General features: G+C 64.8%; 15 protein-coding genes and 1 pseudogene. 8 read left to right on the forward strand and 8 right to left on the reverse strand.

What is annotated here, in order from left to right; translation table 11 throughout:
• Window positions 1-17 precede the first annotated feature (17 nt).
• From FIU28_RS18555 to FIU28_RS18565, 3 genes are all read right to left on the reverse strand, one after another.
• Window positions 18-896 carry a dihydrodipicolinate synthase family protein gene (locus FIU28_RS18555; protein WP_143574653.1) on the reverse strand — a complete coding sequence of 293 codons (879 nt, stop codon included), beginning with the start codon at window positions 894-896 and terminating at the stop codon, window positions 18-20.
• The gene (locus FIU28_RS18560; protein ID WP_143574654.1) at window positions 893-1,288 is read right to left on the reverse strand and encodes a carboxymuconolactone decarboxylase family protein; all 396 of its coding nucleotides are present in this window, start codon (window positions 1,286-1,288) and stop codon (window positions 893-895) included. Before FIU28_RS18560 ends, FIU28_RS18555 begins: the two co-directional genes overlap by 4 nt.
• Before the next feature lie 104 nt (window positions 1,289-1,392).
• A complete protein-coding gene (locus tag FIU28_RS18565; protein ID WP_168202972.1) occupies window positions 1,393-2,646 on the reverse strand; it encodes an allantoate amidohydrolase in 1,254 nt (417 codons plus the stop codon).
• A gap of 129 nt (window positions 2,647-2,775) precedes the next feature.
• Here FIU28_RS18565 and FIU28_RS18570 point away from each other — a divergent pair, with 129 nt between their 5' ends.
• The 5 genes from FIU28_RS18570 to FIU28_RS18590 all read left to right on the forward strand — a co-directional run bounded on the left by FIU28_RS18570 (window position 2,776) and on the right by FIU28_RS18590 (window position 8,188).
• On the forward strand, window positions 2,776-3,267 hold the full coding sequence (locus FIU28_RS18570; RefSeq protein WP_143574656.1) for a nucleoside deaminase: 492 nt from the start codon (window positions 2,776-2,778) through the stop codon (window positions 3,265-3,267).
• Between the two features lie 221 nt (window positions 3,268-3,488).
• On the forward strand, window positions 3,489-5,060 hold the full coding sequence (locus tag FIU28_RS18575) for an ABC transporter ATP-binding protein (RefSeq protein ID WP_143574657.1): 1,572 nt from the start codon (window positions 3,489-3,491) through the stop codon (window positions 5,058-5,060).
• Window positions 5,044-6,135 carry an ABC transporter permease gene (locus tag FIU28_RS18580; RefSeq protein ID WP_143574658.1) on the forward strand — a complete coding sequence of 364 codons (1,092 nt, stop codon included), beginning with the start codon at window positions 5,044-5,046 and terminating at the stop codon, window positions 6,133-6,135. The genes FIU28_RS18575 and FIU28_RS18580 overlap by 17 nt, the downstream gene beginning before the upstream one ends.
• On the forward strand, window positions 6,122-7,039 hold the full coding sequence (locus tag FIU28_RS18585; RefSeq protein WP_143574659.1) for an ABC transporter permease: 918 nt from the start codon (window positions 6,122-6,124) through the stop codon (window positions 7,037-7,039). The genes FIU28_RS18580 and FIU28_RS18585 overlap by 14 nt, the downstream gene beginning before the upstream one ends.
• A 69-nt stretch (window positions 7,040-7,108) precedes the next feature.
• The gene (locus FIU28_RS18590; RefSeq protein WP_143574660.1) at window positions 7,109-8,188 is read left to right on the forward strand and encodes a BMP family ABC transporter substrate-binding protein; all 1,080 of its coding nucleotides are present in this window, start codon (window positions 7,109-7,111) and stop codon (window positions 8,186-8,188) included.
• 213 nt (window positions 8,189-8,401) lie between these two features.
• On the opposite strand, the gene FIU28_RS18595 is transcribed toward FIU28_RS18590, so the two are convergent.
• Complete coding sequence (locus FIU28_RS18595; protein ID WP_143574661.1) at window positions 8,402-9,742, reverse strand: 8-oxoguanine deaminase; 1,341 nt, start codon at window positions 9,740-9,742, stop codon at window positions 8,402-8,404.
• 165 nt (window positions 9,743-9,907) lie between these two features.
• Here FIU28_RS18595 and FIU28_RS18600 point away from each other — a divergent pair, with 165 nt between their 5' ends.
• Window positions 9,908-10,726, forward strand: a complete 819-nt coding sequence (locus FIU28_RS18600; RefSeq protein WP_143574662.1) for an FAD binding domain-containing protein — start codon at window positions 9,908-9,910, stop codon at window positions 10,724-10,726.
• Window positions 10,723-13,329 (forward strand): molybdopterin-dependent oxidoreductase, encoded by a 2,607-nt coding sequence (locus tag FIU28_RS18605; RefSeq protein ID WP_143574663.1) that lies wholly within the window; start codon window positions 10,723-10,725, stop codon window positions 13,327-13,329. Before FIU28_RS18600 ends, FIU28_RS18605 begins: the two co-directional genes overlap by 4 nt.
• A gap of 171 nt (window positions 13,330-13,500) precedes the next feature.
• Here the strand turns inward: FIU28_RS18605 and pucL are convergent, their stop codons facing one another.
• Complete coding sequence (gene pucL / locus FIU28_RS18610; RefSeq protein ID WP_143574664.1) at window positions 13,501-14,337, reverse strand: factor-independent urate hydroxylase; 837 nt, start codon at window positions 14,335-14,337, stop codon at window positions 13,501-13,503.
• Between the two features lie 117 nt (window positions 14,338-14,454).
• Here pucL and FIU28_RS18615 point away from each other — a divergent pair.
• A pseudogene (locus FIU28_RS18615) lies at window positions 14,455-15,290 on the forward strand (solute carrier family 23 protein); the annotation flags it as partial.
• Window positions 15,291-15,310: 20 nt separating this feature from the next.
• Here FIU28_RS18615 and uraD read toward each other — a convergent pair.
• Genes uraD through FIU28_RS18630 form a run of 3 tightly spaced genes read right to left on the reverse strand, consistent with a single transcriptional unit; the run spans window position 15,311 to window position 17,548 of the window.
• Window positions 15,311-16,198 (reverse strand): 2-oxo-4-hydroxy-4-carboxy-5-ureidoimidazoline decarboxylase, encoded by an 888-nt coding sequence (uraD, locus tag FIU28_RS18620; RefSeq protein ID WP_143574665.1) that lies wholly within the window; start codon window positions 16,196-16,198, stop codon window positions 15,311-15,313.
• A gap of 4 nt (window positions 16,199-16,202) precedes the next feature.
• Window positions 16,203-17,135, reverse strand: a complete 933-nt coding sequence (gene puuE, locus FIU28_RS18625; protein WP_168202973.1) for an allantoinase PuuE — start codon at window positions 17,133-17,135, stop codon at window positions 16,203-16,205.
• Entirely contained in the window at window positions 17,135-17,548 is a 414-nt protein-coding gene (locus FIU28_RS18630) for a DUF3830 family protein (RefSeq protein ID WP_143574667.1), read from the reverse strand. The genes puuE and FIU28_RS18630 overlap by 1 nt, the downstream gene beginning before the upstream one ends.
• Between the last annotated feature and the right edge of the window lie 219 nt (window positions 17,549-17,767).

Raw genomic sequence — 17,767 nt, forward strand, 5'->3', positions numbered from 1 at the left:
AACATCCCCGCCGCAGGTCAGCCGAGCTCCCGCAGCACCGCTTCGATGACCCGGCGTTCATCCGCCGTGAGCGCCGCCTGCGGCGCGAGGGGATCGCCGACCTCATAGCCCTGGATCGACAGCCCGGTCTTGATGCAGGCGGCCAGATTGTAACGTGCGAAGGCTTCGTTGAGCCGCCACATCCGGCGTTGCAGCGCCATCGCCTCGTTCCAGCGCTGCGCCTTGCACAGGTCGTACAATTCCACGCTCTGCTTCGGCGCCACGCAGGCCGGACCGGCCATCCAGCCGACGCCGCCGATCAGCATCACAGCCGCGGGAATGTGCGCGGAGGCCGCAAACACCTGCAGCTCGCTGCCGCAGCGGTTGATGATCGACAGCAGCCGCCCGGTATTGGTCGAGGCGTCCTTGATGTAGCGAATCCGCGGATGTTCGGCGAGCCGCGCGACGACGTCGAGCGTCAGATCGGAACGCTGGAATTGCGGATTGGTGTAGATCACGACAGGGATATCGACGGCATCCGCAATGGCGCGAAAATAGGATTCGACCTGGGCGTCCTTGAGCGGGAAATACGCCTCTAGAATCGCGAGAATGCCGTCGGCTCCGAGTTTCTGGTACGATTTCGCCTGCGCCACGGCGTCCACCGTCGATGTCGAGGCAACACCGGCCACCACCGGCACGCGCCCCTGCGCGGCTTCGATCGTCGCCTGCACCACCGTGCGGCGCTGCTCGCGGCCAAGATAGGCGATCTCGCCGGTCGAGCCGAGTGGCGTGAGGCCGTGCACGCCGGCCCCGATCAGTTCATCGCACAACCGGCCGAGCACCTCGGTGCGGATCCTTCCGTCGGCGTCCGTGGGCGAGACCAGATACGGAAAGACGCCGTGGAAAGCGGCGCTCACCCGGCGTCCTTCAACACGCCTTCCGCCTTCAGCACCTCATGTGCGGCCTTGAACGCCTCAAGCCCTGCGGGAATGCCGGAATACACCGTGGCATGCAGCAGGATCTCCTTGATCTCCTCGACGGTGACGCCGTTGGTCAGCGCGCCCTTGACATGCAGCTTCAGCTCGTTCGGGGCCTTGAGAGCCGTGAGCATCGCCAGATTGAGCATACTGCGGGTCTTGCGATCGAGCCCCGGCCGTGTCCAGGCATAGCCCCAGCACCACGACGTCGTGATGTCCTGAAACGCCATCATGAAATCGTCGGCCTTCGCAAGGCTGCCATCGACATAGTCCTTGCCCAGCACGTCGCGCCGGACCTCGAGGCCCTGTTTGAAAAACTCGCTGTCGCCCACCGCATCCTCCTGATTTTTTTACTCGTTAAGACCAGCTTCGGGAGCCGCCGCGCGAATGTCAACGGGCACGAGCCTGCGTCGACGACGCGCGGAGGATAGTGGTGTCAGGCGTTCGCCCGGAAATTCTCGATCAGCCGCAGCAGCACGCGCGCGCCGGCTTCGACATCCGCCGGCTCGACGTGCTCGGCGGGATGGTGGCTGATACCGCCGCGGCAGCACACGAACAGCATCGCCACGTCAGCGATGTCGATCATCGCCATGCCGTCATGGCCTGCCCCGCTCGGCAATTCGAACACCGGGTAGCCCTCGTCCTTCACCGCCTCGGCGACCTGCTGCTGCAACCAAGCCGCGCAAGGCACGGTGCGGTTCTCATGGGTGACGTTGATCTCCAGCGCCAGATGCCGGCGCCTGGCGATCTCCTCGATCTGGCGCACCACGTCGGCGACCGCCAGCTTGCGAAAGGAATCGCGCGGGCTGCGCATGTCGATGGTGAACGACACCATGCCTGGAATCACATTGGTCGCGCCCGGCATCGCGTTGATGTAGCCGACCGTGCCGACCAGCCCGTCCCGGTCGCTGGCGCAGAATTCCTCGATCGCCACGATGCATTCCGCCGCCCCCGCCAGCGCGTCGCGACGCAGCGCCATCGGCACGGTGCCGGCGTGGCCGGCCATGCCGCGCAGCTCCACCGCCAGCCGCGTCGCCCCGGCAATCGCGGTGACCACGCCGACCGGAAGCTGCTTGGCTTCCAGCACCGGCCCCTGCTCGATATGCAGCTCGACATAACCCAGCAGTTCGCTGCGCGCCCGCGCCGCGGCACCGATGTGCTCGGGGTCGAGCCCGAACGCGACCATCGCCTCACGCATGGTGAGGCCCGAGCGGTCCTTGCTGCCCAGCGCACTTTCATTGAAGGTGCCGGCGACGGCGCGGCTGCCGAGCAGCGTCGAGGCGAATCTCACGCCCTCCTCATCGGCAAAGCCGGTCACTTCCAGCGCGAAGGGCAACCGCTTGCCGCGCCGGTTGAGGTCGCCGACGCAGGCGATGGCGGCGATCACCCCGAGCGGCCCGTCCCAGCGGCCGGCGTCGCGGACGGTGTCGAAATGCGAGCCGATCATCAGGCACGGCAGGCCCGGCCGGTCGCCTTCGTAGCGTCCGCAGACATTGCCGATTGCGTCGAGCTGTGCGGTCATTCCCGCGTCGCGCATCCAGCCCATCAGCAGCTCCGCCGCGGCCCGGTGCTCGGCCGTGAGGAAGACGCGCGTGATAACGTCCGCCGTCTCCGAAATCGCCGCCAGCCTATGGATGCGTTCGACGATCTCGGCGCCGAGCGACACGATCGGGGCGACTTTCGCTTCCATGGCAATCATGCTTCTTTGGTGGCCCGCGACATTGCCGCGGTGAGGGACGTTTCAGTATAATTCGGCTATTGGCTCAGGCCAATCCGCAGTGTCCGAGCGCCTTTCAGCGAACAGAGGACAGGAGAGACAATGAACGATCAGTCCACGCGTGACGAGTTCTATCTCCGCCGCGCCTTCGACGCCAGCCACCGCGCGGTGGCCAACGGCAACCACCCGTTCGGTGCCGTGCTGGTCGATTCCGAAGGCCAGTTGCTGCTGGAAACAGAGAACGGCTTCATGCCCTCGCATGACGGCACCGCCCATGCAGAAAGGCTGTTGTGCTCGGCCGCAGCGACCAGCCTGTCGGCCGCGGTGCTGGCGGGCAGCACGCTTTATTCATCGGCCGAACCGTGCGCGATGTGTGCTGGTGCAATCTACTGGGTGGGCATCGGCCGCGTCGTGTTTGGCCTGGGCGAATCCAGATTGAAAGCCATCACCGGGGCGCATCCGGAAAACCCCACGCTCGACCTGCCCTGCCGCACGGTGTTCGCGGCGGGCCAGAAGACGATCGAGGTGATCGGCCCGCTGCTGGAGGACGAAGCCGCAGCCCAGCATGAAGGTTTCTGGGCGACGCAGGACTAGCTAGCGGCGTCGCCGTCCGCGCGGCACCACGCCTGCTGCAGCAAGGACTGAGGCACGGACCCCGCCGCTTGACACACCCTGTGCGGGTTTGACGCCGACAATTGATGCAGAACGTGAGATTTGCTGAAACGCTGTGCACATGATGACGCTTTTTAGAGATTTACGCTGCATTCCGGTTTAGCACACAATTACCCACTCGCTTCTCCAACGCCTGGTTGTGCATGCTCGATCCGATGCCTTCCCATCTGTGGACCGGACAAACGCCGCTGCTGCAGACCGTCGGTCTGACCAAGCGCTATGGCAGTTTCCTCGCCAACGATGCGATCGACATCGAGATCTGGCCGCAGCAGATCCACGCGCTGCTTGGCGAGAACGGCGCAGGCAAATCGACATTCGTGAAAACCATCTACGGCCTGATCCAGCCTAGCGAAGGCGAGATGCTCTGGCAGGGTGAGAAGATGGTGCTGACCGGTCCGCATGATGCCCGCGCCCGCGGCATCGGCATGGTGTTCCAGCACTTTTCACTGTTCGACAATCTGACCGTGGCGGAGAACGTCGCGCTCGGGCTCGACGGCCGGGAATCCTTCAAGGCGATGTCGGCGCGGCTGGAGGAGGTCTCCCGCACCTACGGCCTGCCGCTCGATCCCAAGCGCGAGGTCTGGCAACTCTCGGTCGGCGAGCGCCAGCGCATCGAGATCGTCCGCGTGCTGATGCAAAACCCGAAATTCCTGATCCTGGACGAACCCACCGCGGTGCTGACGCCGCAGGAAGCGGACCAGTTGTTCGTGGTGCTGGATCGTCTGAAGTCGGAGGGCCGCTCGATCCTCTACATCAGTCACAAGCTGGACGAGGTGAAGCGGCTGTGCGACACCGCCACCATCCTGCGCGGTGGCAAGAAGATCTCCACCTGCAACCCGCGCGAAGAAACCGCGGCGTCACTGGCGAGGATGATGGTCGGCGCCGAGATCAAGCAGGTGCGCGCCGCCGCCGGCCGCACGACCACGGTGCCGCGCCTGGTCGTCAACGATCTCAACCTCGCGCCCGACGAACCGCATGGCGTGTACCTCGAGAACATCTCACTTGAATTGAAGGGCGGCGAAATCCTGGGGATTGCCGGCGTCGCCGGCAACGGCCAGGACGAGTTGTTTGCCGCCCTCTCCGGCGAGCGGCAGACCAAGGACCCCGGCACCATCGTGATCGACGGACACGCCGCCGGCCATCTCTCGATCACCAGCCGGCGCCAACTCGGCGCGGCCTTCGTGCCGGAAGAGCGGCTCGGCCACGGCACCGCGCCGCGGATGCGGCTTTCGGAAAATGCCCTGCTCACCGGCCATGCGGCGTCCGGCATGGTGCAGCTCGGCTTCATCAATATCGGCGCCACGCTGTCCGCTGTCGATCGCGCGACCGAGGCATTCGATGTCCGCAAGGCCAAGCGCGATCCGGAAGCCGCATCATTGTCCGGCGGCAATTTGCAGAAATTCATCGTTGGCCGCGAGATCCTGCGCAATCCGGTTTTGCTGGTGGTGAGCCAGCCGACCTGGGGCGTCGACGCGGGTGCCGCCGCGGTGATCCGCCAGGCGCTGCTCGATCTCGCCGGCGCCGGCTGCGCCATTCTCGTTACCAGCCAGGACCTCGACGAACTCGCCGAGATCGCCGACCGTATCGCGGTGATGTTCCACGGCCGCCTCTCCGAGCCGCTGGTGGCTGCGGACGCCAGCCGCGAAATGCTCGGCCTGTTGATGGGCGGCAGTACGCTTGCACCGAAGGAGCCCGTTGATGCAATTGGTGCTTGAGAAGCGCAGCGAGCGATCCACCGCCATCGCGCTGGTGTCGCCTGTCATCGCGATCGGCCTGACGATCGTAACAATGAGCGTGCTGTTTCTACTGCTTGGCAAAAATCCGATCACCGCGCTCGGCGTGTATTTTGTGACGCCACTGACCGACAGCTACTCATTGCAGGAGATCGCGGTGAAAGCCGCGCCGCTGGCGATGATCGCGATCGGCCTGTCGATGTGTTACCTGGCCAATGTCTGGAACATCGGCGCCGAGGGCCAGCTCCTGATCGGCGCGGTCGCCGGCAGTTGGCTCGCGGTGAAGACGCAGGGCACCGATGCCGGAATCTGGGTGATGCCCATGATGCTGCTGATCGGCGCGGCCGCCGGCGCGCTCTATGCGCTGATCCCGGCAATCTGCAGGGTGCGGTTCGGCGCCAGCGAAATCCTCGTCAGCCTGATGCTGGTCTATGTCGCCGAATTGTTTCTCGATTATCTGGTGCGCGGGCCGTGGCGGGATCCCAATGGCTTCAACTTCCCGACGACCGCTGAATTCGACCCCGTAGCCACCGTGCCGCTGATCTTCGAGGGCGGGCGACTGCATCTCGGCGTCGTCATCACGCTGGTCGTCGTCGCCGCCGCGGCCGTGCTGCTCGGCCGCACCATCAAGGGCTTCGAGATCCGCGTCGTCGGCGCCGCCCCGCGCGCCGCGCGGTTCGGCGGCTTCCGGTCGAACCGGCTGATCTTGCTGACCTTCGCGATCTCCGGCGCGCTGGCCGGCCTCGCCGGGATCATCGAGGTCGCCGGCCCGATCGGACACCTGCAGCCGGGCATCTCGCCGGGCTACGGCTTCACCGCGATCATCGTCGCGTTTCTCGGGCGACTAAACCCGGTTGGAATATTAATTGCTGGACTGTTCCTGGCCCTGACCTTCATCGGCGGCGAACAGGCGCAGATTGCGATGAAGATCCCGCTCGACATGACCAAGGTGTTCCAGGGCATCCTGCTGTTCTACGTGCTGGCCTGTGACTCGCTCATCCTGTACCGGATCAAGCTCGTCATGCCGCAGCGAAAGGCCGCCGATGGGATTGCTTGAGGCCATCATATTGGCGGTGCTGGCGGCGTCGACGCCGCTGCTGCTGGCTGCCACCGGCGAACTGATCACCGAACGCGCCGGCGTGCTCAATCTCGGCGTCGAGGGCATGATGATCATGGGTGCGGCCTGCGGCTTCGGCGGCGCGCTGTATTCGGGCTCGATCCTCATTGGCGCGCTGTGCGGCATCGCCGCCGGCGTCGCACTATCGCTGGTGTTCGCGTTGATGGCGCTGGGCCTCGCCGTCAACCAGGTCGCCACCGGGCTGGCGCTGACCATTCTCGGCGTCGGCACCTCCGGCCTGATCGGCGCCGGCTTCGTCGGCGAGCGCATCACGCCGGCACCCAAGCTCTACATCCCGGGCCTCACCGACATCCCCTTCGTCGGCCGGATCCTGTTCGGCGAGGACGCCTTCGTCTACCTCTCGCTGCTGCTGGTGATCGCCGTCTGGTGGTTCCTGTACCGCACCCGCGCCGGGCTGATCCTGCGCGCGGCCGGCGACAACCACGCCTCCGCGCATGCGCTGGGCTATCCCGTGCTCACCATCCGGCTCTATGCGGTGATGTTTGGCGGCGGCTGCGCGGGCCTCGCCGGCGCCTATCTGCCGCTGGCCTATACGCCGTTCTTCATTCCCGGCATGACCGCCGGCCGCGGCTGGATCGCGCTGGCGCTGGTAGTGTTCTCGTCATGGCGGCCGGGCCGGCTGCTGATCGGCGCCTATCTGTTCGGCGCGGTGACGATCCTGCAATTGCACGCGCAGGGCTGGGGCGTCGGCGTGCCGTCGCAATTGATGTCGGCGATGCCCTATCTCGCCACCATCATCGTGCTGGTTCTGATCTCACGGGCGCGAACCGGCGGTTCGACCGCGCCCGCAGCCTTGGGGACGGTGTTCGTTCCCGATCGATAAACCCGAAGCGCGCGCGGTGGGGACGCGCACTTCGTACCAACAACAAACCCTCGGTCATCGGAGAAACGCATGAAAAAGTTTATCCTTGCTGCAACAGCCGCCCTGCTGGCCGGCGCCGCCAGCATCTACGGCGCGCAGGCCGCCGAAAAACTCAAGGTCGGCTTCATCTATCTCGGCCCGATCGGCGATCTCGGCTGGACCTACCAGCATGATCTCGCCCGCCTCGCGATGATCAAGGAATTCGGCGACAAGGTCGAAACCACCTATCTCGAAAACGTCAGCGAGGGCCCGGACTCCGAGCGCTCGATCGAGCAGCTCGCGCGCGCCGGCAACAAGCTGATCTTCACCACGTCGTTCGGCTACATGGAGCCGACACTGAAGGTCGCCAAGCGGCATCCCAATGTGCATTTCGAGCACGCCACCGGCTACAAGCGCGACAAGAACATGTCGACCTATTCCGGCAAGTTCCATGAAGGTCGCTATATTCAGGGCGTGATCGCCGGCAAGATGTCGAAATCCGGCACGCTCGGCTATATTGGCTCGTTCCCGATCCCCGAAGTTATCGCCGGCATCAACGCCACGATTCTGGGCGCGCAGACCGTCAACCCGAACATCAAGGTCAAGATCATCTGGGCCAATACCTGGTTCGACCCGGGCAAGGAAGCCGACGCCGCCAAGGCGCTGATCGACCAGGGCGCCGACGTGATCATGCAGCACACCGACAGCCCCGCCGCGATGCAGATCGCTGCCGAGCGCGGCAAGCTGGCCTTCGGGCAGGATTCCGAAATGATCAAGTTCGGCCCGAAGACGCAATTGACCTCGATCATGAACAACTGGGCGCCGTACTACATCCAGCGCGTCAAGGCCGAGCTCGACGGCAGCTGGAAGTCGGAAAACACCTGGCACGGCTTGAAGGAGGGAATGGTAGTGATGGCGCCCTACACCAACATGCCCGACGACGTAAAGAAGCTGGCGATTGAGACCGAGGCCGCGATCGTCGCCGGCACGCTGAATCCGTTCAAATGCCCGATCATGGGCCAGGACGGCAAGGAAGTGGAATGCAAGGGCGGCGACCATCTCGCCGACGGCCAGGTGCTCGGCATGAACTTCTACGTCAAGGGCATCGACGACAAGGTGCCGGGGAAATAACGGCGCACTTTCGATACCAGCCACTCAAGCTGCAGTCCCCCCTCTCCCCTGCGCGAAGCGAAGCTTCGCTAGGTGGGAGAGGGTGGATCGACCGCGTAGCGGTCGAGACGGGTGAGGGGTAACAGCGAACTCCGAGCCAAAGCCCCCTCATCCGTCACGGCCTTCGGCCGTGCCACCTTCTCCCACAAGGGGAGAAGGAAGAAAAAAGAGCCCCTACCCCGCCTGCATCGCCTTTGCCGCAGCACTATGCCGTCGGATTAGATCGCCCACGTCCATCCCCGGAATCGCGCCATCGATCACCCGCCACGCCCCGCCGACCATTACCCTGTCCGCGCGATACGCCCCGCACAGCACCAAGGCCGCCAGCGCGTCGCCGTGGCCGGAGAAGCGCAACTCGTCGAGCTTGAACAACGCGAGGTCCGCCATCTTGCCGACCGCGATCTCGCCCAGTTCCGGCCGGCCGACACAGGCAGCCGAGCCCTTGGTCGCCCAGCGCAGCGCGTCCTTGTGGCTGACGCGGCCGACGCCGTAGCGGGCGCGCTGCAGCAGGAAGGCGGTACGCACCTCCTGCATCAAATTGGAGCCATCATTCGACGCCGAACCGTCGACGCCGAGCCCGATCGACACGCCGGCATCTTCCATCTCGCAGACCGGGCAGCCGCCCGAAGCCAATAGCTGGTTGCTGCACGAGCAATGGCTGATGCTCGTCTTCGCCTTGCCGAGCCGCACCATCTCCGGCGCATCGAAATGGATGCCATGCGCCAGCCAGGTGCGATGGTTGAGCCAGCCGGTCTGTTCGAGATAATCCAGCGGCCGGCAGCCGTAGATCTCCTCGCAATAGCGGTTCTCGTCCTGCGTCTCGCCGAGATGGGTGTGCAGCCGCACGTCGAGCCGTTCCGCCAGCGCGGCGGTCGATCGCATCAGCGAGGTCGTCACCGAGAATGGCGAGCACGGCGCCAGCGCGATCTGCACCATGGCGTCCTCGCCGCGCTCGTGGAACTTCGCCACCACGCGCTCGCTGTCGGCCAGTATCGTATCTTCGTCCTGCACCACGCTGTCCGGCGGCAGCCCGCCATCCTTCACCGAGCGGTTCATCGATCCGCGCGTCAGCAGCACGCGCATGCCGAGCCTCCGCGCAACGCCGACCTCGATGTCGACGGATTGTTCCAGCCCGGCGGGGAAGACGTAATGATGGTCCGTGGTGGTGGTGCAGCCCGACAGCAGCAATTCGGTCATCGCCACGGTGACGCCGAGTTCGAGCGATTCGGGGGTCAGCCGTGCCCACACCGGATAGAGCGCCTGCAGCCATGGGAACAGTTCGCGGTCGAGCGCCGCCGGCAGCGCCCGCGTCAGCGTCTGGTAGAAATGGTGGTGGGTGTTAATCAGCCCCGGCAGTACGACATGTTCGGAGGCATCGAACATCGTGACACCCGGCATCTTCGGCGTGCCGCCCGCCGGAACCATTTCGACGATTCGCCCGCCGCTGACGACGAGGCCGCCTTCGGCGCCCTCGGCGAGAATGGCCAGCGGGTTTTTGATCCAGGTCGCCGTCATGCGTTCGTCCTCTTCCTCGGCGCCGTAGCCGGCCGCCTTGCAATTCACAGTCCGGCCAAGAATACTCAATGGATCGGCTCGAGTTGGCGTCGGTCTTGCAAAGACTTAGCCCATCAAGCCGACGTCGTGCAAAAGCGGCCCTGAAGTGAAAGCGCGAACCTATCCATGGATCTGAACACGGTCACGTCGGTGGCGCGCCCGCAAGCGCGGGAACAGTTGCCCCAATGGACGGCCGGCGACGCGTGGCTGGCGGGCGGCACCTGGCTGTTCTCCGAACCGCAGGCCCATCTCACGCGACTGATCGACCTTGCCGACCTCAACTGGCCCGCGCTGACCATCACCGACAGCCATCTACAGATCGCCGCGACCTGCACCGTCGCCCAGCTCGATGCGCTGGCCTGCCCGCCGGACTGGATCGCGGCGCCGCTCATCAACCAGTGCTGCCGCGCTTTTCTGGCGTCGTTCAAGATCTGGAAGACGGCGACGATCGGCGGCAATCTGTGCTGCTCGCTGCCGGCCGGCCCGATGATCTCGCTGACCGCGGCGCTCGAAGGCCAGTGCACGATCTGGAATGCCGATGGCAGCGAGACCCGGCTGCCCGTCACCGATTTCATTTTGGGCGACCAGCGCAATGCGCTGGCGCCGGGCGACCTGTTGCGCAGCCTCGACATCCCGCTTGCCGCCCTGCGGCGCCGCTCCGCGTTCCGGCAGATCGCGCTCACCCCGGTCGGTCGCTCCGCCGCGCTGCTGATCGGCGCCGTCAAGGAAAACGGCTTGCTGCTTACCGTGACGGGCTCGACCGTGCGGCCAGTCCAGCTCGGATTCGCGACAATGCCTCGAACGGAGCAACTGCACGAAGCGATCCTGAATGCCATTCCCGACAATCTCTATCACACCGATGTCCACGGCAAGCCGGCCTGGCGCAAGCACATGACGCTGCGTTTTGCCGAAGAGATCCGTGCCGAACTCGGCGGCACGCCATGAGCTACCGGATCAACGACCACGACTTCACAGAGCAGCCCCGCGCCGGCCAGTGCCTGCGCACCTTTTTGCGCGAGCTCGGCCATTACGGCGTCAAGAAGGGCTGCGATGCCGGCGACTGCGGCGCCTGCACGGTGCTGATCGACGGCGAGCCGGTACATTCCTGCCTGATCCCGGCGTTTCGCGCCGACGGCCACGCCGTCACCACCATCGAGGGCCTTGCGCCCGACGGCGACACCCATCCGATGCAGCAGGCGTTTCTTGACGCGCAGGCGTTCCAGTGCGGCTTCTGCACCGCGGGCATGATCATGACCTGCGTCTCGCTGAACCAGGCGCAGCGCCAGGACCTGGGTCACGCGCTGAAAGGCAATTTATGCCGCTGCACCGGCTATCGCGCGATTGCGGATGCGCTTGATGGCAAGACCTATGTCGAGCACGCCGAGCCCGGCACCGCCTTCGGCCGCAGCCTGCCGGCGCCCGCCGGTCCGCTCGTGGTGAAAGGCGCGGCGCGCTACACCTTCGATATCGCGATGGACGACGTCTTGCAGATCAGGATCCTGCGCTCGCCACACCCGCATGCCAACATCGTCACGATCGACGCGAGCGAGGCCCTGGCCATGCCGGGCGTCCACGCCGTGCTGACGCATGAGGACGCGCCGACCAGACTGTTCTCGACCGCGCGGCACGAGGTCACCGAGGTGGACCCCGAGGACACTCGCATCCTCGACCATGTCGTGCGCTTCATCGGCCAGAAAGTCGCCGCCGTCGTCGCCGACAGCGAGGCGATCGCCGAGGAGGCCTGCCGCCGCATCAAGGTGGTCTACGACATTTTGCCCGCGGTGTTCGATCCCGAACTGGCGATTGCCGACGGCGCGCCGCTGATCCATCCCGACAAGACGCCTGCGCACCGCGTAGCCGAGTCCGCGCGCAATATCGTGGCGCAGACCCATGCCGAGGTCGGCGATGTCGCAGCAGCTCTGGCGGCGTCCGCGGTCACCTACGAAAACATTTTCGTCACCCAGCGCGTCCAGCACGGCCACCTCGAAACCCATGGCGGCATGGCCTGGGTCGACGATACCGGCCTGCTCAACATCCGCTCCAGCACGCAGGTGCCGTTCCTGACGCGGCGCGCGCTGGCAGGATTGTTCGATCTGCCGACCGAAAAAATCAGGGTGTTCTGCGAGCGCGTCGGCGGCGGCTTCGGCGGCAAACAGGAAATGTTCGTCGAGGACATTCTGGCGCTGTGCGCGCTGAAGACCGGACGCAAGGTGAAGTGGGAGCTGACCCGCGAGGAACAGTTCATCGGTACCGCCACGCGGCATCCGATGCGCGTCAGGATTCGCGCCGGCGCCGACGCCGATGGCAAGCTGACCGCCTTGCATCTCGATGTGCTCAGCAACACCGGCGCCTATGGCAACCATGCCGGCCCCGTTCTGTTTCACGCCTGCAGCGAATGCATCAGCGTCTACAAGTGCGACAACAAGAAAGTCGATGGCGTCGCAGCCTACACCAACACCCTGCCGTCCGGCGCATTTCGCGGCTACGGCCTGCCGCAGACGCAGTTTGCGGTGGAATCGGTGATCGACGAACTGGCGCGCCAGCTTGGCCTCAGCCCGTATGAATTCCGTCGTCGTAACGTCGTCAAACCGGGCGATCCGATGATCTCGGCGACAGGCCCGCAGCATGCCGATGTATTGTACGGCAGCTACGGACTCGACCAGTGCCTCGACCTCGTCGAACACGCCATGCAGGAACCGACCGCGCACGATCTCTCGTCGGACTGGCTGACCGGCGACGGCATCGCGCTCACCATGATCGACACCGTGCCGCCCGGCGGCCATATCGCCGACGTGACGATCGAGATCCGCGACGACGGCGATTTCGACCTCACCGTGGGCACCGCCGAATTCGGCAACGGCACGGCCACCGTGCACCGCCAGATTGCCGCCACCGCGCTGGGCTGCACGGTCGAGCAGATCCACCTCCGGCAATCCGACACGGCCCATGGCGGCCACGACACCGGCGCCTATGGCAGCGCCGGCACGTTTGTCGCGGGAAACGCCACGCTGGATGCAGCGCGAAAACTGGCCGTCGCGATCCAGGCCAACGACGGCACGCGCCGCGCCGATGGCACCTCCGGCGGCACGCCGCGCTCGGTCGCCTTCAACGTCCAGGGCTTTCGCGTCGCTGTGAACAAAGGCACCGGCGAGATCAGGATTCTCAAGAGCGTCCAGGCAGCGGACGCTGGCGCCGTCGCCAATCCGATGCAGCTGCGCGGCCAGATCGAAGGCGGCGTCGCGCAGGCGCTCGGTGCGGCGCTGTACGAGGAGATGGTGATCGACGATGGCGGCCGGGTGGTGAACCCGAAATTCCGCGACTATCATTTGCCATCGTTCGCCGACGTGCCGCGCACCGATGTGTACTTCGCGCAGACCTATGATTCGATCGGCCCGCTGGGCGCCAAGTCGATGAGCGAGAGCCCGTACAATCCGGTGGCGCCCGCGATGGGCAATGCGCTGGCGGATGCGACAGGGATCCGCTTCACCCAGGTCCCGTTCAAGCCGGACAGGATCTTTCAGGCATTACATGCGAAGTATGGGAAGTAGCTGGAACGCCAAACCAGGTGGCCTCTTCCTTCTCCCCTTGTGGGAGAAGGTGGCGCGCACGAAGTCCGCGTCGGATGAGGGGTTATTGGGCTCGGAGTTTGTGTTTACCCCTCACCCGTCCGCGCTGGCGCGCGGCCACCCTCTCCCACAAGGGGAGAGGGAAGAAAGATCCTACCGCTCCACCGTACATTCGATCTGGCCGTGCGGCTCGTCGGTCGGCAGGAACACGTCGTTGTTGTTGTCCAGCCCGAATGGCTGCAGGTTCATCAAGAGGTAGTGGATGTTCGGGCATGACATGCTGATCTCGGAGATCTCCGGCACCGCGGCCAGCGCCGCCTCCCCCATATGAAACAGGCTGTTCTGCACACTCGGGCTATAGGTGGTCGAGAACACCTTGAGCAGCGTCTCGAGGATTTTCGCATTGGCTGCCGCATAGCTCGCCGGCGTGCCAGACCATTTCCACGTCGCCACCATCGAGGTTGCGCAGATCCGGTCGTCAGTCGGCTGGATCGTCGAATATTTGTCGGTGTAGTAATTCTCCCAGCCCGACTGCGTCGATTTCATGAAGGTGAAGCCGTCGAGCCCGGAACTGATCGCCAGCCCGTCGCGATTGCCGGTCACCTCCACGGTCGGCTTGCCGTTGCTGTCGAGCACGAAGCTGTGCGGATGCGGCGTGCCGTCGATCGACAGCCGGCTCCATTTGGTTTCATGCGCCGTGACGGAGACGCCGGTGACCTGCGGATAGAGGTCCAGGTAACGCTGCGCCAGCACCAGGCAGAATTCCTCGGTGCAAAGCCCGAGATTCTCGCGCGCAGTGACGTTGACGATGTTCTTGATGGTGTCGGTGGAGGTCGAGGTCGAATTGTCGGCGTCGGTAAAGGCTCGGCCGAAGTCGCCCTCGATCATCGCCTTGATCGAAAGCTGGCTGACCTCGTGCCGGTCGCCGTCACGGTGAACGCGCATCACACGGACGCGGCCTTTGCCATATGTGTTCTTGATCAGCGGCACGCGGGGAACCTCCAGAAAAATCGGCGACGAAGCCATTAAGCGTGAATGGACACGTCCGTGGCAATGGTCAGCGACCAGCAACCTTCGTGCCAGCCCTCGGCGAGTTGCGCAACCGATCTGGCACGAGGAGTGCTGTGCGTGATCCTGGCACTGATCAAATGGGGCACCGGCTTTCTGGCCAACGTCTCGGTGCTGCTCGGCATCATCGCCGGCCCGTGCTCGCCAGCGCCCTCGGCGTCATGCATCTCGACAAGGTGGCGACCGCGCCTTGGGCCGTTGGCGTGCTGCCGTTCCACTTCGGCATGCCGACCTTTCATGTGATTCCGGTGATCACCATGTGCATCGTGATGATCGTGGTGATGATCGAATCGCTCGGCATGTTCCTGGCGCTCGGCGAGATCACCGGCAAGACCATCGACCGTGACGCCCTGACCAAGGGCTTGCGCGCCGACGGCGTCGGCACCGTGCTGGGCGGCATCTTCAACACCTTTCCCTACACGTCGTTCTCGCAGAACGTCAGCCTGGTCGGCATCACCGGCGTACGCTCGCGCTGGGTGACCATCGCCGGCGGCGTCATCATGCTGCTGCTCGGCTTGCTGCCGAAAATGGCCGCGCTGGTGGAATCGGTGCCGCTGGTCGTGCTCGGCGGTGCCGGTCTGGTGATGTTCGGCATGGTGGCGGCCACTGGCGCGCGGATCCTCACGGCCGTGGATTTCAAGACCAACCAGCGCAACCTGTTCATCGTCGCCATCTCGGTCGGCTTCGGCCTGATCCCGCTAGTGGCACCGAACTTCTTCAAGAACCTGCCACACGACCTGCACCCGCTGCTGGAAGCCGGCATCTTGCTGTGCGCGCTGGTCGCCGTGCTGCTGAACGCCTTCTTCAACGGCATCGGCAGCAAGGAGCAGGCCGAGGCGGAAGCCGCGGGCGTGGCGGCGGCAGCGACGCATTGAGGGAAAAGACTGCGCCGCGATCAGCTCCCCCGATACGTCCCGTAGCTCCACGGCGTGACCAGCAGCGGCACGTGTAGATGGCCTTCCGGGTCATACACCGAAAATTGCAGCGGGATAACGTCGAGGAATGGCGGATCGGACAGCGGGACGTTCCTGTCCGCAAAGTAGCTCGCCGTGCTGAAGCGCAGCTCATAGCGACCGATCGGCACCGGGCGGCCGCCGATCAGCGGCGCATCGGTGCGGCCGTCATGGTTGGTGACGGTCCGCGCGATGATGCGGCTCGTGCCGAGGTCGGACAGTTCGACTAAGTCGACCGCGATTCCCGCGGCAGGCTTGCCGCTGTGCGTATCCAACACATGGGTCGTTAGCCGGCCATGCACTTTCAGCGGATGCTCGCCGGACACCAAAAGGTCGGTGCGCAGCGCCGCGATCTTGCAGATCTCCGCAATCGAAGCCGCGATCTCGATCGCCGCATCGTTCGGCAGCCGACGCGCAAAATCACGCAGGATGGAATCCTTGGTGTGGCGACGCACGCAGACGATATAGGGAAAGCCGAATTTCTCACGGTAGGCCTTGTTGACCCGGTCGAACGCCTGATATTCCGCCTCCGACAGGCGATCGAGCCCGACGCTGTTCTGCTCTGCGCTGGATTCCGCCGTCAGCATGTCGCCCTGCTTGGTCTTGTCGGCAAGATCGGGATGCGCCTTGATCAGAGCCAGCCGCTGACCGGGCGCGGCCTGCTCGACCACCTCGCGCATCGCCGCGAATAGTTCGGTCACGCCGGCGAACGGCCGACGCTCCGCTGCCTTTTCGGCTATCCACGGCGAGTACTCAAAGATATTCGCCAGCGCCGCGACGAAATCCGGCTTGCTGCAGGTGTTCAGCTCGGCGAGCGTTGTCTCGGTCATGGTGTTATCCGATGGCGCGGGCGTCCGCGGCGAGATGTTTCAGATGGGTGTGCCAGTGCTCGGCGATATCAAGGCGCGTCGGCACCCAGACCTTGTCGTGACTCATGATGTAATCGAGAAACCGCGCCAGCGACGCCGCACGGCCCGGCCGACCAACGACGCGGCAATGCAGGCCCACGGTCATCATCTTCGGCGAGGTCTGGCCTTCGGCGTACAAGACGTCGAACGAGTCCTTCAGGTAGGTGTAGAACTCGTCGCCGCCGCCAAAGCCCTGCGGGTTGATGAAGCGCATGTCATTGGCGTCGAGACTGTACGGGATCACCAGATGCGGCTCGTTCGGTCCCTTGATCCAGTACGGCAGGTCGTCGGCATAGGAATCGCAGAGATACTTCAGCCCGCCGGCTTCCATCAGCAGGCGCATGGTGTTGATCGAGCCGCGCCCGGTGTACCAGCCGAGCGGCGCGGCGCCGGTGGCCTGCCTGTGCACCCGGATCGCCTCGGCAATCTCGTGCCGTTCCTCGACCTCGGACATATTCCTGTGCTCGATCCACTTCAGGCTGTGGCTGGCGATGTCCCAGTGCGACTCCTGCATCGCCGCGACGATCTCGGGATTGCGCAGAAGTGCGGTGGCGACGCCGAACACCGTGGTCGGCAGCTTGCGCTCGCCGAACATCCGCCACAGCCGCCAGAAGCCGGCGCGCGAGCCATATTCGAACATCGATTCGATATTGGCGTGGCGCTGCCCCGGCCATGGCTGCGCGCCGAGCACGTCGGACAAAAACGCCTCCGAGGCAGGGTCACCGTGCAGGATGTTGTTCTCGCCGCCTTCCTCGAAATTGACCACGAACTGCACGGCGATGCGGGCGCCGCCCGGCCATTTCGGATCGGGCGGATTGCGGCCGTAGCCGCGCAGATCGCGGGGGTATTCCGTGGTCATCACACCAGCTCGAAACGCACGTCCTGCGCGCCCTTCCACAGCACGGTCTTGCCCATTTCCGGGAGTTTATCGAGGTTGGAGGTCAAGGTGATGAAATGGTTGCCGGCGAGCTGGCCCATCTTGCTGGCGAAGTGCACGCCGCTATAGGCGAGCAGGATCTCGGTCTCGCTGATGCCGCCGGGATACAGGATGATATGGCCGGGCGCGGGGTAGCTGGTGTGATTTTCGTAGCCGACGCCGAAATCGAGGTCGCCGAGCGGCATCCAGACGCCCTCGCCGCTCCAGCGCACGTGGATCGCCTGGCTGACGAACGGCATCGCCTTCTTGAAGGCGGCGACGGTTTTCGGCGCCAGTTCCTCCTCGAATTTGGCGTTGAAGGTGAAGGCGCCGACGTGGACAAGGAGCTGGCTCATAGGGGATGATCTCTTGGGAGTGGCAGGGAATGAGGCAGCCAGATTGCAGCCCGCCGGGCAAGAAGCAAGCCTCATTCCAGCACATGGGGCCGCCCCGCCGAGAGCGGCGGCAGCGCCGGACCGAGCCCGCGGTTGCGACAACTTGGCCGGCCTCCGCGGTTTTCATTGAACAGGTCGCGAGCTAAGGCGTTTGATAGCGGGCGCTCGATGCATGTTGCG

This window comes from Tardiphaga sp. vice154, from assembly GCF_007018645.1.
Classification (GTDB): domain Bacteria; phylum Pseudomonadota; class Alphaproteobacteria; order Rhizobiales; family Xanthobacteraceae; genus Tardiphaga.